15 protein-coding genes are annotated in these 15,459 nt (G+C 45.0%); 5 read left to right on the forward strand and 10 right to left on the reverse strand.

Annotated elements, in window-relative coordinates; all coding sequences use genetic code 11:
- Positions 1 to 6: 6 nt before the first annotated feature.
- The 9 genes from J8L84_RS01785 to gmk all read right to left on the reverse strand — a co-directional run bounded on the left by J8L84_RS01785 (position 7) and on the right by gmk (position 9,178).
- A complete protein-coding gene (locus tag J8L84_RS01785; protein ID WP_061996851.1) occupies positions 7 to 816 on the reverse strand; it encodes a hypothetical protein in 810 nt (269 codons plus the stop codon).
- Between the two features lie 418 nt (positions 817 to 1,234).
- The gene (locus J8L84_RS01790) at positions 1,235 to 1,708 is read right to left on the reverse strand and encodes a peroxiredoxin (protein ID WP_211069184.1); all 474 of its coding nucleotides are present in this window, start codon (positions 1,706 to 1,708) and stop codon (positions 1,235 to 1,237) included.
- 9 nt (positions 1,709 to 1,717) lie between these two features.
- The gene (locus tag J8L84_RS01795; protein WP_057796461.1) at positions 1,718 to 2,542 is read right to left on the reverse strand and encodes a class I SAM-dependent methyltransferase; all 825 of its coding nucleotides are present in this window, start codon (positions 2,540 to 2,542) and stop codon (positions 1,718 to 1,720) included.
- Positions 2,535 to 4,607, reverse strand: coding sequence for an ATP-dependent DNA helicase RecG (recG, locus tag J8L84_RS01800; RefSeq protein WP_063458024.1), 2,073 nt, complete (start codon positions 4,605 to 4,607; stop codon positions 2,535 to 2,537). Before recG ends, J8L84_RS01795 begins: the two co-directional genes overlap by 8 nt.
- A gap of 145 nt (positions 4,608 to 4,752) precedes the next feature.
- Positions 4,753 to 5,484, reverse strand: coding sequence for a tRNA (guanosine(18)-2'-O)-methyltransferase TrmH (trmH, locus tag J8L84_RS01805; protein WP_061996847.1), 732 nt, complete (start codon positions 5,482 to 5,484; stop codon positions 4,753 to 4,755).
- A gap of 3 nt (positions 5,485 to 5,487) precedes the next feature.
- Entirely contained in the window at positions 5,488 to 5,874 is a 387-nt protein-coding gene (locus tag J8L84_RS01810) for a RidA family protein (protein ID WP_057794787.1), read from the reverse strand.
- A gap of 27 nt (positions 5,875 to 5,901) precedes the next feature.
- Complete coding sequence (gene spoT, locus J8L84_RS01815) at positions 5,902 to 8,010, reverse strand: bifunctional GTP diphosphokinase/guanosine-3',5'-bis pyrophosphate 3'-pyrophosphohydrolase (RefSeq protein ID WP_211069185.1); 2,109 nt, start codon at positions 8,008 to 8,010, stop codon at positions 5,902 to 5,904.
- Positions 8,011 to 8,152: 142 nt separating this feature from the next.
- Positions 8,153 to 8,425: a DNA-directed RNA polymerase subunit omega gene (rpoZ, locus tag J8L84_RS01820; protein WP_129735716.1), complete on the reverse strand. Its 273-nt coding sequence runs from the start codon at positions 8,423 to 8,425 to the stop codon at positions 8,153 to 8,155.
- 111 nt (positions 8,426 to 8,536) lie between these two features.
- Positions 8,537 to 9,178, reverse strand: a complete 642-nt coding sequence (gmk, locus tag J8L84_RS01825) for a guanylate kinase (protein ID WP_211069186.1) — start codon at positions 9,176 to 9,178, stop codon at positions 8,537 to 8,539.
- A 199-nt stretch (positions 9,179 to 9,377) separates the two neighbouring features.
- Between gmk and J8L84_RS01830 the strand changes: the two genes are divergently transcribed.
- Positions 9,378 to 10,049 carry an alpha/beta fold hydrolase gene (locus J8L84_RS01830; protein ID WP_211069187.1) on the forward strand — a complete coding sequence of 224 codons (672 nt, stop codon included), beginning with the start codon at positions 9,378 to 9,380 and terminating at the stop codon, positions 10,047 to 10,049.
- Between the two features lie 48 nt (positions 10,050 to 10,097).
- On the opposite strand, the gene J8L84_RS01835 is transcribed toward J8L84_RS01830, so the two are convergent.
- Positions 10,098 to 11,156 (reverse strand): GGDEF domain-containing protein, encoded by a 1,059-nt coding sequence (locus J8L84_RS01835; protein WP_211069188.1) that lies wholly within the window; start codon positions 11,154 to 11,156, stop codon positions 10,098 to 10,100.
- A gap of 197 nt (positions 11,157 to 11,353) precedes the next feature.
- On the opposite strand from J8L84_RS01835, the gene hemC reads away from it, so the two are divergent.
- The 4 genes from hemC to J8L84_RS01855 are packed head-to-tail and all read left to right on the forward strand — an operon-like array spanning position 11,354 to position 15,402.
- Positions 11,354 to 12,289: a hydroxymethylbilane synthase gene (gene hemC, locus J8L84_RS01840; RefSeq protein ID WP_211069301.1), complete on the forward strand. Its 936-nt coding sequence runs from the start codon at positions 11,354 to 11,356 to the stop codon at positions 12,287 to 12,289.
- A gap of 3 nt (positions 12,290 to 12,292) precedes the next feature.
- Positions 12,293 to 13,024 (forward strand): uroporphyrinogen-III synthase, encoded by a 732-nt coding sequence (locus tag J8L84_RS01845; RefSeq protein ID WP_211069189.1) that lies wholly within the window; start codon positions 12,293 to 12,295, stop codon positions 13,022 to 13,024.
- Positions 13,025 to 14,233, forward strand: coding sequence for a uroporphyrinogen-III C-methyltransferase (locus J8L84_RS01850; RefSeq protein ID WP_211069190.1), 1,209 nt, complete (start codon positions 13,025 to 13,027; stop codon positions 14,231 to 14,233).
- The gene (locus J8L84_RS01855) at positions 14,230 to 15,402 is read left to right on the forward strand and encodes a heme biosynthesis HemY N-terminal domain-containing protein (protein WP_211069191.1); all 1,173 of its coding nucleotides are present in this window, start codon (positions 14,230 to 14,232) and stop codon (positions 15,400 to 15,402) included. Before J8L84_RS01850 ends, J8L84_RS01855 begins: the two co-directional genes overlap by 4 nt.
- Positions 15,403 to 15,459: the final 57 nt, after the last annotated feature.

A 15,459-nucleotide genomic window follows, 5' to 3' on the forward strand; every position in this document is an offset into this window, starting at 1 on the left:
TATTCCTTAGAAAACGTCTTTACGACTTTTTTCTGCTTCTACTAACAAGGAACGAGCGCGATCTAATTTCGTTTGCATAGTTTCCACTACGCCACGCACCGCTTCTACACCTTTACCGCCAGTAATTGCTTGTGGAAGGGTTACGTTGAAGTCTTTCTCTAAGTCTTCAACTAGGTCAGCGTCTAATTCAATTAACGCCCCTTCTACCCCTTCAAAACGCTGTAAGTAAGTATCGTGAACCAATGTAGTGGCAACTTCAGTTAGTTGCTCTGCCGACTTAGCCACCACGCGATCTAAACGCTTTTTAATATCGTCGATAACTTCAGGCGCTGTAGTTGGTTCAACTTCAGTGGTTTGTACTTTGGCAACCAAACCCTGCTTTTGATACTGTGACGCAAGTTTAACTGCGCCTAACGCTTGCCACAAGGCTTGATTAAGTTTGGTTTGCTCTGCGCGAACATCTTCTACTGATTTACCGTTTTCGATACCCATTTTAATGCCATAGATACCTTGCCAGATAGATGCGTAAACAGGCACGTACTGGGTTTCGATAGCAGAATGAAAATCGACTTCTTCCCAATATTCAATGAGTGCGTCTGTGTCTACGTTCTTGCTGTCTTTTTCGTAAGCATCTACAACACTGCCGAATTTTTCTTCTAACCAGTGTACTTCTTCCGTGTACTCACCAATATGAGCCTGAAGGTTGTTTACATGTTCGCTGATCACACCATTTGCAAAGGCGCTGCTTGTGCCGAATGAAAAGGTCACTGCTAATACTAATACCGAGGCACTTAGCTTCTTAAGTGTTGTTGTCATCATTTTTCCTAGTACGCTTTTAATTATGCAAATGATACTTATTATCATTAATTAAGTAAAGGTAACTCGACGTATGATTATGTCATACTTTCGCATTACCAAATTGGCTTTAAAGTCAGTAACCACGGTGTTTTCAGTGAAAGTAGCGTTAAGCAATTCATCGTATAACCGCCATTTGCTGGCTGTTTACAGCATAGTTATATTACATTTTAACGACTCAATGCGATCAACTTTATTGATGCCAAGCAATCGTAAAAACCTATTGATACTTTTTATAATGATCACTAATTTAAGCTATTAGGCTAGGTTCAATTGAGATGGGCGGGTAAATATTAATAAGATCAAAAAAGGCCTGAGCATCACTTCACATTATGCTCAAGCCTTTCAATAGGTTTAGTGCTAAGTGCTACACTTACTGTTACAAGCTTTTTAACATGCTTTCAGCGTCACTGACTTCAAAGCGGCCTGGATCTTCTACACTGATTTTTTTCACAACGCAGTCTTCAACTAACATGGCGTAACGCATAGAACGCAGACCACCAAAGTCACTGGTATTCATGTCTAAGCCAATTTGCTTAGTGAAGTGACCGTTGCCATCTGCCAGCATCATAATCTCTTCAGCGTTGTTCATCTTACCCCATGCATCCATTACAAATGCATCGTTTACCGATAAGCAAATAACCGTGTCTACGCCTTTTGCTTTGATTTTGTCTGCCAATGCGACATAGCCAGGTAAATGTGCTTGAGAGCAGGTTGGCGTAAACGCGCCAGGCACTGCAAACACTACTACACGCTTGTCGTTAAAAAGCTCGGCAGTGCCGGGATTTGTCATCTCACCATTTACTAAAAGGCTGAAATCCACCTCTGGCAAGGTGCTACCTACTTCTATCATGCTGCTCTCCTAGGATTTTTGACGTAAATACACATCGAATCTATGTTTTTTACTTTCTATTGCCATTGATGGATTGTTTCCGGCTAACACTGCTGCGCTGTTAGGCCGTTTCACCACTACTCTAGACGACGCTAATGCCAACGCGGGCGCGAGTAAGGCGTCGGCGTCGGGGTCGTGTCCAAGCAATTGTTGAAACAATCGCATTTCCTTCTTCACCAAGGCTGATTTCTTTTTGTGCGGAAACATAGGGTCTAAGTAAATCGCATCTACGTTCTCACCATTCCAGTATTGCATTACATTGGCACTATTTCCATGTTGTAGGGCGAATCGATCTGCAAGCTCGGGGTAGGCAGTTTTTAAACGTCGAATACCATCTTCAAGCAACGCCGCTACAATTGGCGAACGCTCAATCATAGTGACCTTGCAGCCTACGCTTATCAACACAAAAGCATCTCTTCCTAAACCCGGCGTAGCGTCTACTACATGCCATGGCTCTGTACTTTTAAGATCAGTATTTTTAAAATCAGTACTTTTAAGCGTATTGCCTTTAAACCCTATGGCTTTCACGATAGGTTCTTTTCTGCCACCGCCATGGGCTTTGCGATATAAACTGGCAGGAGAAGCAAAATCTACCACAACAGGCAGGGTTTTCTTTTCGTTTGCATCTGCAAGCCCAAGTACATTGTCGTTAACCTGCAAGTAAAAACCTTCAACAGGTTTTTCATCAATAGGAAAACCCCAGTTTCCACTGATAGTCAGGGCGAGGGCTTTGTCGCTTTCAAAATTCGCATCTATTTCGGTGCTAGCAATCACTAGAGGCAGAGTACTAAGCATGGCCATATTGCTCCTTATGCCCTATCCAGCGGTTGATAATCGCTTGTGCGTGGGAAGGATATTGTTCCCATAAGGTATACGCAATTTCTTGTACTTTGGGAATAAGCGCGGCGTCTCTCACTAAATCAGCAATTTTAAGCTCTGCCATGCCGGTTTGACGAGTACCCATAAACTCCCCTGGGCCACGAATTTCCAAGTCTCGCTGCGCAATATAAAACCCATCATTAGACTCACGCAGTACGCTTAATCGCTGAGTTGCCGTTTTAGACAAGGGGCTTTGGTACATGAGTACACATTGGCTTTCTACTGCGCCACGCCCTACTCGGCCTCGAAGCTGATGCAATTGGGCTAAACCTAACCGTTCAGGGTTCTCAATAATCATAATACTAGCGTTAGGAACATCTACCCCTACTTCAATTACCGTGGTGGCGACTAACAAATCGAGCTCACCAGCTTTAAAATCGGCCATGACTTGTAGTTTTTCAGCAGGCTTCAAGCGTCCATGCACTAAACCTACGTTAAGTTCAGGTAATGCGGTGCGAAGAATAACCGCAGCATCTTCAGCCGCTTGGCATTCCAATACTTCCGACTCATCAATAAGGGTACAAACCCAGTAGGCTTGCCTGCCATTTGCTTTGCACGCCGTGCGAACTCGCTCAATCACATCGGCTCGACGTGAGTCAGGTAACACCACCGTGGTTACTGGGGTTCGCCCTGGGGGTAGTTCATCAATAATAGATGTGTCTAGGTCGGCATAGGCGGTCATGGCCAGCGTTCTAGGTATAGGGGTTGCTGTCATAATTAACTGGTGAGGGTATCGCCCTTGTTGTTCACCTTTATCGCGAAGCGCAAGGCGCTGATGCACACCAAATCGGTGTTGTTCATCCACAATCACCAAGGCGAGTTGTTGGTATGTCACGCTTTCTTGAAATATAGCATGGGTGCCTACCAACATTTGCACGTCGCCACTTTCAAGCCGCGACAATACTTCGGTGCGGGCTTTGCCTTTAAGCTTACCGGCTAACCACCCGATTTCTATGCCCAGCGGTGCAAACCATTCGCGAAAGTTGTTCGCATGTTGTTCGGCAAGCAATTCGGTAGGCGCCATTAATGCTACTTGATGACCTGCGCCAATAGCGGATAGCGCAGCTAGAGCTGCTACTAAGGTTTTCCCTGAGCCCACGTCGCCTTGTACTAAGCGCATCATAGGCCTGGGGTGTTGCATGTCTTGCTGAATATCAGCCACAACCCGCTGTTGTGCCCCTGTGGGTGAAAATGGCAGCTGCGCCAACATCTTTTCGATAAGAGGTTTGTCTACCTTTATGCTAATACCGGGCTGTGCATCTGAAAGCTTACGTACTTTGAGTACACTTAAATGGTGTGACAAAAGCTCTTCTAGAATTAACCGGTACTGAGCAGGATGAAGCCCTTCTTCCATTTCGTGCACATCGGTATCGGGGGCTGGCCGATGCACTGCATGTAATGCTTCGTTTAGGCTTATCTGGTCGCTGTACATGCCTTCAGGCAGTAAGTCGGCCAGTGCGCCTTTATCTAACATTTTAAGGGCTTGGTCGGTTAAATTTCGCAAGGTAAGTTGCTTTACCCCTTCGGTGGTGGGGTAAACAGGTGTTAGAGATTCTGCTTCAAGCGGCGCGTCTTCATCAATGAGTTTGAATTCAGGGTGCATCATTTCAATGCCCCACTTACCGGTGCGAACTTCACCAAAGCAACGAATAACATTGCCCGGCGTCATCATCGTGCGTTGTACTGCCCCAAAGTGAAAAAAGCGTAAAGTAATAGTGCCTGTACCATCGCTTAGCTTCACCACTAACATGCGTTTTTTGCCGTATTGAATGTCGGCGCTTTTTACTTCGCCCTGTACACTAACATGGGTAAACGGGCGGCACTCGGCCACACTGTAAATCCGAGTTCTGTCTTCATAACGTAGCGGCAGGTGAAACAGCACGTCTTGTAAGGTAAATAAGCCAATTTTAGCCAGCTTTTCGGCCACTTTAGCGCCTACCCCTTTTAGGGCGGTGATGGGCGTGGTGGCAAGAGTTTGCATTTGACCGACATTCCTTAAAACAAGCGTATGATTTCATTAGGGTAATGAAAGCAATCATTTATTAGAAACGAAGTGTAATAGATTGCGAGAAGCTTGGCGAGTATGGTTTAAGACCAGTATGACAGGTACTATAAGTATGAGCAGGCTAGGCGCGCGTAGACAGTGTCTCGTCATTGTCAGATAGGGCGTGTAACGCTTCAGGCGTTAGCTGCATTTGCTTCCACCAACTTGCTGGTGCATCAATGCGGCCAATATCATCAATCGCAGGGTATGGAACCCCCTTCGTTTTACTTAAGGCGCACAGCCTTGGGTAACCCCTTTCAAACAAGAGTTTTTGACATTCTTCTTCCGGTAAATGCTCAACATCATACATGCCTGCCAGTTCACGTTGGCGCTGCGCTTCATAAAGCACAAGTGCTGCCGCTACAGACACATTCAACGACTGCACCATGCCTGCCATAGGGATGATGATATCCTGATCGGCCATGGCAATGGCTTCATCGGTAGCACCGTAACGTTCCTGCCCAAAAATAATCGCGGTAGGTTTGGTGTAATCAACTTCACGAAAGCCCACCGCAGTATCAGATAAGTGAGTGACTAATACCTGCATACCCTGCTGCTTTAGCGCACCTATAGCATTACCTAAACTGTCGTGATTAGTTTGGCGAACCCATTGCTGGCTGCCCATGGCGGTGTCGCCACGAAACTGATATTTCTCTTCCCACACGGTGTGAACACGGTGAATACCAATGGCATCACAGGTACGAACTACCGCCGATACATTATGGGGTTTGTGTACATTTTCAAGGCAAACCGTAAGGTCGGTTTGCCTTTTTGCCAACGCACTACGAATGCGAAGGTAGCGCTCGGGCGACATTGCTTACTCCGGCAATTCCATCACGCCGTCGATTTCAATTTGTGCGCCTTTAGGCAATGCAGAAACTTGTACTGCAGCACGAGCCGGGTATGGCTTGTTGAAGTAACGGCTCATAATTTCATTAACCGTAGCAAAGTGACCTAAATCGATAAGAAAGATGTTCACTTTTACCAAGTCGTTGGTGGTGCCACCAGCGGCATCACACACGGCTTTTAAGTTTTCAAAAACCTGTACCGCTTGTTCAGCGAAGTCTTCTGACACCATTTCCATGGTTTCTGCAACCAAAGGAATTTGGCCTGAAAGATAGACCGTAGTGCCAGCCTTAACTGCTTGACTGTAAGTACCAATAGCGGCAGGTGCCTTATCGGTCTGAATAATAGACTTAGACATAATGGATCCTAAAAATTTTTTAAAAAGTTAGTGTCTGGACTGACTATGACGTGACACTTTCTGAACCTCTGGCATGGTGCGGATTTTTTTCATCACTCGAGCCAAATGTACGCGATTTTGCGTGGTAATTTCGATGTCGATAAAGTAGATATTACTCTCTTTTTCTTCTGTTTGCAGTCCAATAATATTGGAATCGCACCCAGAAATTGTGTTCGTTAGGGTAGCAAGGGTACCCTGATGATTAAACAGTTCAATTCGCAGCGAGGCTTTAAATTCACCTTGAGGTTCTTCGTCCCAACGCATAGGTAATACGCGTTGAGGCTCTTCTCTTGAAAGCTTGCGAATGTTGTTGCAACCAATTTGGTGAATCGTCATACCACGACCAGGGCTTAACACCGCCACAATTTCATCGTCAGGAATAGGGTGACAACAACGGGCATAATGCACCAATAAGCCTTCAGTACCACGAATAGCTACGTTACCTTTCTTCTCAGGTAAGTCTGTGTTTTCACCTAACAATCGACGGGCAACAATAGCGCTTAGCTCATTACCTAAGCCTATATCGATAAGGAGAGAATCAAAGTCGTCGTGCTTAGTTTCAGCCACTACCCGTTCAATATCGGCCTCTGGAATATCGTCCAGCTTCACTTCACCTAAGGCATGGCGCAGTAAGCGGTTACCCATGTTCACCGCTTCTTGAGAGTGCTGTTTACGCAAATATTGGCGAATACGAGTGCGTGCACGAGCACTAACTACAAAGTTCAGCCAGTTAGCATTGGGCTTAGCTTTAGGCGAGGTAATGATTTCTACAGTTTGACCATTTTGTAATGGCTTACTTAAGCTGTAGTTTCTGCGCTCTACTCGCACACCTACGCAGGTGTTACCTATATCTGAATGCACTGCATACGCGAAGTCTACAGCCGTGGCACCCATGGGCAGTTCAATAATGCGGCCATCTGGGGTAAACACGTAGATTTCTTCTGGGAATAAATCTGTTTTAACCGATTCAATAAATTCGAAGGATGAGCTGGCAGACTGTTGAAGCTCAAGTAACGACTGCATCCACTTACGCGCTCGTAGTTGCGCAGTAGTGCCGTTGTCGCCAGGCTCTTTATAAAGCCAGTGCGCAGCAACCCCTTTATCTGCCATCTGATCCATTTCTTGGGTACGAATTTGAATTTCTACCGGAATACCATGGGGGCCAATAAGCGAGGTGTGCAATGACTGATAGCCATTAGTACGAGGTATAGCAATGTAATCTTTGAAACGGTTCTCGATAGGTTTATACAAACTGTGCATAGCCCCTAGCGAGCGATAACAATTATCTACCGAGTCGACCACAATACGAAACGCATAAATGTCCATTACTTCGTTGAACATTAGCTCTTTGTTACGCATTTTACGGTAAATAGAGTACAAGTGCTTTTCGCGGCCGAGTACGTCCGACTCAATTTTATACGCCGTTAAGCGGGTACTTAGTTCTTCACGAATATTTTCAATAATTTCTTTACGGTTACCACGTGCTTGGCGAACCGCCGATTTTAGTGCGCGATGGCGCATGGGGTACATGGCAAGAAAACCTAAGTCTTCTAGTTCATTTTTAATATCGTGAATACCTAAGCGATGGGCAATAGGCGCATAAATCTCAAGGGTTTCTAGGGCTATACGGCGGCGCTTATCAGGGCGAAGCGAACCTAACGTACGCATATTATGCGTACGGTCAGCTAGCTTAATCAGAATAACCCGGATGTCTTGCACCATGGCCATCATCATTTTACGAAAGTTTTCAGCTTGAGCTTCTTGCTTACTGCTAAATGCAATTTTATCTAGCTTACTGACTCCTTCCACCAGCTCAGCAACGGTTTCACCGAACGCTTCAGCAAGATCTTCTTGGCTGTAATGGGTGTCTTCAATCACGTCGTGTAGCAAGGCTGCCATGAGGGTTTCATGGTCTAAATGCATGTCGGCAAGAATACTGGCAACAGCAACAGGGTGCGTAATGTAGGGGTCGCCACTTGAGCGCATTTGTCCATCGTGGGCTTCTTGCGCCAACACAAACGCCTCTTGTACCAGCTGAACTCGGTCAGCAGGCAAGTACTTTATTACTTTCTGTTTTAAGCCTTCAAACAAATACACGGACTAGTGCGACTCCTGATTAACGTTACAACCTTAAGAATACGTAGAATTGAGCCTTTAGCCAATACCCAAAAAGCAAAGCGCCAGTGCTTTTTTCAAAGCACTGGCGCTTAAACATACAATAGTTACCCTTGTGGTGTAACTATTGATCAGAAAGAATGTTTGCTACTGAAGAAAATTCAGCGTGTTCTTGTTGTTCCTGATCACGCAAATCGTCTTGTTCTAGTGTGCTAGCAGTTACCAAACCTTCTTCGATTTCACGAAGTGCAGTTACAGTAGGCTTATCGTTTTGCACATCAACCATTGGATCTTTACCTTCGGTGGCAATTTGGCGAGCACGACGAGCCGCTACCAAAACCAAATCAAAGCGGTTACCAATTTTATCTACGGCATCTTCAACTGTTACGCGGGCCATGTATTTCTCCGAAAATTAGGTTGATCAAGTAATTCAAAAAACGGCCGCGTAGTATACACCCTTGTAGGGCGCGATCCTAGCGGTTTGTTTGAAATTAAAACAATATATATATTAAGCAGATCCGAGCAATTCGTCCAATAAAGGCTGATAACGCATTTGTTGTTTCATTGTTCGTAAACGCTGTGAAATCACAATCGCTTCTAAATCGTTAAGCGCAGTAGCGAAATCATCGTTAACAATAACGTGGCTGAACTCACTAAAGTGGGACATTTCTGCCACCGCTTCTTTCATTCTACCGGCAATCACTTCATCGCTGTCTTGGCCGCGATTGGTTAAGCGCTGCTCTAGCACATCGATTGAAGGGGGCAAGATGAAAATACCACAGGTATCTGGCATGAGCTTTTGCACCTGGCGTGCGCCTTGCCAATCGATATCTAGAAACACGTCGATACCACGGTGCAAGGTTTGCTCAATGGTCACCCTTGATGTGCCGTAGTAATTACCGAACACCTCAGCCCACTCGAAAAAAACGCCTTGCTCAATCAGCGCTTCAAATTGCTCACGGCTTACAAAGTGGTAGTGCTGCCCATCAACCTCACCCGGTCTAGGTTTACGAGTAGTGTGGGACACTGACACTTCCATCGCATTGTTGCTATTAGACGCGTACTTTTCCATTAACGCCTTTATAAGGCTGGATTTTCCTGCGCCTGAAGGCGCTGCAAGTATAAATAAATTACCGAGTAATGATGCCATGAAAGTATTAAATATTTTATAAAATATGGTGATTTTGTAGTGCAATGATAGCATATTGAAGTGGTAGGTAGCAGCAACAATAAAAGCAAACTGCTTTGGATATGTTTGCGCTTACACTCTACACATAAAATAATGAATTCATTGCGTGCTTACCCTCACGCTGTTTTGGGAAAAAATAAATAAGTAGGAACACACTAACATGGCTCAAGAACTTCTGCCGTACGTTGAACAAACTCCCAATACCACACCATCTGCATGTGTAATTTGGCTGCATGGCTTAGGTGATTCTGGTCATGGCTTTGCGCCCATCGTGCCCGAATTAAAATTACCAGATAGTATGTCGGTAAAATTTATCTTCCCTCACGCGCCTGAGCGCCCTGTGACTATAAACGGTGGCATGCGCATGCGTGCGTGGTACGACATCAAATCACTTGATTTTAATAGCCGCGCTGACTTAGACGGTGTACTTGAGTCGGCGAGTCAAGTAGAGGCCCTTATTCAAGAACAAGTAGATAAAGGCATTCCCACCAACCGCATTGTGTTAGCAGGTTTCTCTCAGGGCGGCGTAATTGCGCTTCATTTGGCGCCTCGTTTTAAGTACAAACTCGCGGGTGTGTTAGCTTTATCTACTTATATGTGTGAACCAAACTTATTGGCTCAAGAGGCAACTGATACGAATCGTGACATACCCATTATGATGGCCCATGGCGATCAAGATGAAGTTGTGCCTATTTTTATGGGTAATGCGGCATATAAGACGTTAACCGATAATGATTTTAATGCCACTTGGCAAACGTATACCATGCAACACAATGTCTGTATGCAAGAGCTAAACGATATTTCTGCTTGGCTACAAAAAGTGCTTGCTTAGTATGCCTTTAGGCTTAGCTTAAACGCGTCATTTAGCTTTATTAGATGGCTAAATGACGCGATTTCTCCCAGCACCTTTCGCTTCGTAAAGGTGCTCGTCTGCCAACTTAACCGCGGCATTAATATTGGCGTCAGTCAGTGCTGTTGCCACGCCAAAACTGGCTGTGATTGGATGGTAGATTTCACCTTCTTCGAAGGGTGAACTTTCAATTTCCACTCGAATTTTTTCAGCCAACTTTACGGCCATACTCAAGGTTGTTTTGGGGTAAAGAATTAAAAATTCCTCCCCCCCTGTGCGTGACACAATATCAGTAGCTCTAATGGCATTTTTCATCAACGTAGCAATGTGAATTAAGACCTTGTCTCCCACATCATGCCCATAGCTATCGTTTATTCTTTTAAAGTAATCGATATCCACTACCACAACACTTAAGGGAAAGTAATCAGCGGGGTTTTTCATTGCTCGCTCAAAGTAAACTGACTCTAAAAACCGCCTGTTTGGTACTTTGGTTAGCGGGTCAGAATTAGCTTGCCGTAGTTTCTCTAGATTATCGGTCAACATCTCCTTTCTGCTTTGATGCCAAAAGTATTCAGAAATAAAAGCCACGGTAATGAAACAACAAAGCGCGATTAGGAAGCGGGATACATCCTCTGCTCGATAGTTCGCGGGAATAGATTCTTGGTGATAAACGATGAACGCCACCACGGCTACCGTGCCAGTAACGTAAATAATAGCCGCTCTAAAACGCACGATAATAATTTGTATCAAAATGAGCGGGTAGACAAAGTGCAGCCCGGTATTGTGATAACCGCCCGTTAAGGTAATTACCGCCACCATAATCACCACAATACCGCCTGCGAAATAATAGAAAACGTCATTGTTTTTATATACATGTGACAACATTGCATTGGCAAAGACGGAAAACGAAAAAAGCCCAAGCCAAAATGCAAGAAAGTGGTCGCCACGAGCAATATTTTGGACTGTCAGCACAGCCATAATAGTGCCACCGATATACGAAATGAAATACAGCGTTAAGCGGCGACGTTTCGCTTCAGCACCATTTAAATGTGTATTTTCCAGAAATTGACTTAAGGAAGAACTATCCATATAGCAGGAGGCTTATCCATATATAATAATTGCAATAAGCATAGACACCTTACTCACATTTTCGCAACCGTAAACCTGTGCGCAAGATAAAGATTTAAGTACAATAGACTTATAAGTCGTAAAAAAGCCTTAAGCAAGCGTCGTCTGATTGCTTCAGGTTCTATGCCTTAGATAAGGCCCTAGACAGGATATTAATGATGCAAGCAGCACCTAAGAGAACAATTCGTATTGCCACACGCAAAAGCGCCCTCGCGCTATGGCAAGCAGAGTACGTGAAAGCGAAACTGTTAGAACACCATGATTCAATTGTCGTTGAACTGGTTCCTATGAGCACTCAAGGTGATCGAATTCTTGATACGCCGCTAGCAAAAATTGGCGGTAAGGGCTTGTTTATCAAAGAACTTGAAGTTGCCATGCTAGAAGGCAGAGCCGATATTGCGGTGCATTCAATGAAAGATGTCCCCGTTGAGTTCCCCGAAGGCTTTGGCCTTCACGCCATTTGCGAACGTGAAAATCCGTTCGATGCCTTTGTCTCAAACCACTTTGATGATTTAGATGCATTGCCAGAAGGTGCGGTGGTTGGAACCTCTAGCCTTCGCCGCCAATGCCAAATTCGTAAACATCGCCCAGACCTGAAAATTAAAGATTTGCGCGGCAACGTAAATACCCGCCTAGCCAAACTCGATGCTGGCGAATACGATGCTATCATCCTTGCCTCTGCTGGCCTTATCCGTTTAGGCATGGAAGAACGTATTAAAACCGGCTTACCTGCTTCTGTATCGCTGCCTGCCGTTGGGCAAGGCGCTGTTGGTATTGAATGTCGCAATGACGATGCCGAGCTTATTGCGTTGCTTCAAGCGTTGAACCACGGTGAAACGCAAACCCGAGTAAGTGCAGAGCGCGCGATGAACGAGCGGTTAGAAGGCGGGTGCCAAGTACCTATCGGCAGTTTTGCTACGCTTGATGGAGACAGCATAACCTTAACAGGTATGGTAGGACAGCCAGATGGCTCAACGTTATTGTTTGCCTCTGCCACAGGCCCTACAAAAAATGCGAAGAGCATAGGCGTAGAAGTCGCCGAGGCACTGCTTGAACAAGGCGCTGGGGAAATTCTTAGCGCATTGTATAACTAGTATATGTTATTGATAACCCGCCCTCTTCCTAAGTTACAGGCAAGTGCAGATGCTTTCGAGCAGGCGGGTATTAATGCTGTAGGGGTTGCTACATCCGATATTCAAAGCATCCCTAGTAAGGCCAGTGAGCTCCAACAGTTTTTGTTGGGCCCGCCCATCGTTAATAGCATTATCGTTACCAGCATTTATGCCGTGCCAGCGACACTCGATGCACTCAATCAAGCCACTTTTTTATCAGTGCAGCCTACGTTAATAGCGGTTGGCGATGCCACGGCTGATGCATTACATAGCGCGAATTTACCTTTCAAAATCGTTACGCCTTCGCTACATACATCCGAAGGTATACTGGTCATGCAGCAACTTAATGAGGCAAACTGTACACAAGTCGTTATTATTAAGGGCGAAGGTGGCAGAGATACGCTTTCTCACGTTTTAAGCCGTAGAGGTATATCGGTTACCGAGTTTTGTGTTTATAAAAGACAACCACTTACAAACCCAATTTACACAAAGATCTGGAAAATTGGCGATGTTAGCGGCATTATCGCTACAAGCGAAAATATGGCAAAACAGCTTATTTCTAGCCATAGTATGCAATTATTAGCGTTGCCCTGGTTAACGGTAAGTGAACGAGTTGCAACGAGTTTACGTAATCTTGGGATAGCACGCGTTTCGGTGTGCAACCGCGCCACCGATCAGGCATTAATTGCCTGGGTAAAGGAAAATTGGGAGTATTAAATGTCTGACAAGAATGAGAAGGACCCTCAAAACGGGGAATTGGTAAGCGTGGAATCATCATCTAGTACGACATCAGAATCGACGTCAGCGAACGCGGCATCAAGCACAGATACCGTCTCACCTAAAGGTACGTCTAAAAACACACCGAAAAAAGCGAAAAAATCATCAGGAACCAAGCTTCTATGGTTTGTGGTTATTATTATTTTCCTTTTAGTTCTAGGCATTATTGGTGCTGGGTATTGGTACTACATGCAACAACAGGGCAGCAGCGATACCCTTGTCCAAACCCAACAGGCGAATACAACCCAACTTAACAACTTAAGTTCTGATCACAAGCAAACAGCAGATGCCTTACGCATGCTCAACATGCAAAACGGTGAACTAAAAGACGCTGTGGATGCATTGCAGCAACAAAATAGTGCCTTAGTGCAACAAGCCGAAGCCACACAACAACAACTTAATAGCATGGAAGGTCAACGCCCTGCCGATTGGCTTATAGCCGAGGCTGATTATTTAGTTCGCATGGCGGGTAGAAAACTGTGGTTAGAAAACGATGTACGCACAGCAACCTTGCTGTTAGTGAATGCCGATAAGCGTTTAAAGTCACTAGCAGATCCTTCGGTATTACCGGTTCGCGCCAAGCTTGCTGAAGACATTCAAACTCTTCAACAAATGAATCCTGTCTCTCAAAGTTCGGTGGCTCTTGCCCTTACCGGCATGCTTGCGCAAATTGACAAGTTACCGTTAGATACTTTTGAAAAGCCAGTAGATGCAGATGCTGATAGCAATGAGCTGTCTGAATCGGCAGACGACTGGAAAGAGAACCTGGCGAAAGTGTGGCACTCTATTGTTGATGGCTTTTTAACAGTGAAAAGTTTAGAAGGCCCGGTTGAACCTGTCATGTCCTTGCAAGCTCAGTTTTTAGTGAAAGAACAGCTTCGCTTGCAGTTAATGCACGCACAATCTGCTGCACTTAAAGCAGATTCAGGCCTGTATGAGCAATCTTTGCTTTACGCTAAAGCCATGCTTGAAGAGCATTATGATGTTGAAAAGAGCCAAGTTACTGGCTTTATCTCAGCACTTGATAACCTTGTTGATACCGACATTTCTCAACCCATTCCTAGCCAGTTAGCTTCACAAAAGCCGCTTGAGCAGTTATTGGAGTCTCGTGTAAAGCAAGCATTCAGCCAGGGAGCTAGCGCATTATGAAATGGTTAGTCATTGCCCTTGCGGTGCTGGCCGCATTTATTGTTGCGCTTATTGTTGGCCCTATGATTTTGGGCGACAAAGGCTACGTACTCATTTCGTTAGGTAATACCGCGATAGAAACCAGCCTTATTGGTTTTTGCATTATCATTATTTGCGCCATTATCAGCTGGTATATTATCTCTAAATTGGTGTTATGGACATTAAGCTTGGTAACGGGTTCTCACCGCTGGTTTGGTGCTTTAGGCGAGCGTAAACGCAAACGTGCCTTTTACCATGGTTTACAGTCATTGGCTGCGGGCGACCTAAAAAGTGCTCACAAGGCACTTAGCCAAACCACCAACGGCGATTTTGAAGGAGTGAACTACTTGGCCGCTGCGCAAGTGGCTCAAAGCCAAAACGACCCGCAAAAAGCCCGTTATTTCTTACTGCAAGCGGCAGAGTATGACAACGCTAAAGTCGCTGCCACTATAGTGATGGCGCGTATAGATGTTACCGAAGGTAAATATACCGACGCACTTGAAAAGCTAGATAGCTTAGATGAAGAAGAAGCCAACAACCCGCAAGTGATTAAACTTAAAGCATCGATAATGGCGGAACAAGGTCAATGGCAAGCCTTGCAAGAAAAGCTAAGTGGTTGGCGCAAAGCGTTACCGAAAGAAGATTACACCTTATGGTCGCAGCGAATTGCCAAGGGTAAGTTAGCTGAAATTGCCAGTAAGAACGGTGCCGCTGAGCTTAAAACCCACTGGGAAGGATTACCTCGTAAAATTAAGCAAGACGATGCTTATCGCGCAGCTTATATTCAGCAATTGCTTGAACAAGGCATGCATGCCGAAGCACAAACTCTGCTAGTAGAATGGCAGAAACGTGGTCCGCACCCTGCTCTATTCCCTTATTTCACCCAGTTAAATATTCCGAATGCTGCACCATCGTTGCGGTTGCTGGAAAGCTGGATTAAACAAGACAGCGAAAATGTAGAATTGTATTCTACGTTGGGTAGAGTCGCATTCAATGCAGGTGACGATATTCTGGCCGAGAAAGTATTGTTAAAAGCAGTGAAGATGGAATCAAGCAAAGATGACTTGTTATTGCTGTCAGCCATTAGTGAGCGTAGACACGATAGCACTACGGCACTGCAATATTACAAGGAAGGTCAACAGCTGGTGTAGTTTTACGCTGTTCACTTTTAATTTGAAAGAAAATACAAAAAAGGCCAGTCATTTCAA

The organism is Alteromonas sp. MMG017 (assembly GCF_018100795.1).
In the GTDB taxonomy this organism is placed as follows: Bacteria; Pseudomonadota; Gammaproteobacteria; order Enterobacterales; family Alteromonadaceae; genus Alteromonas.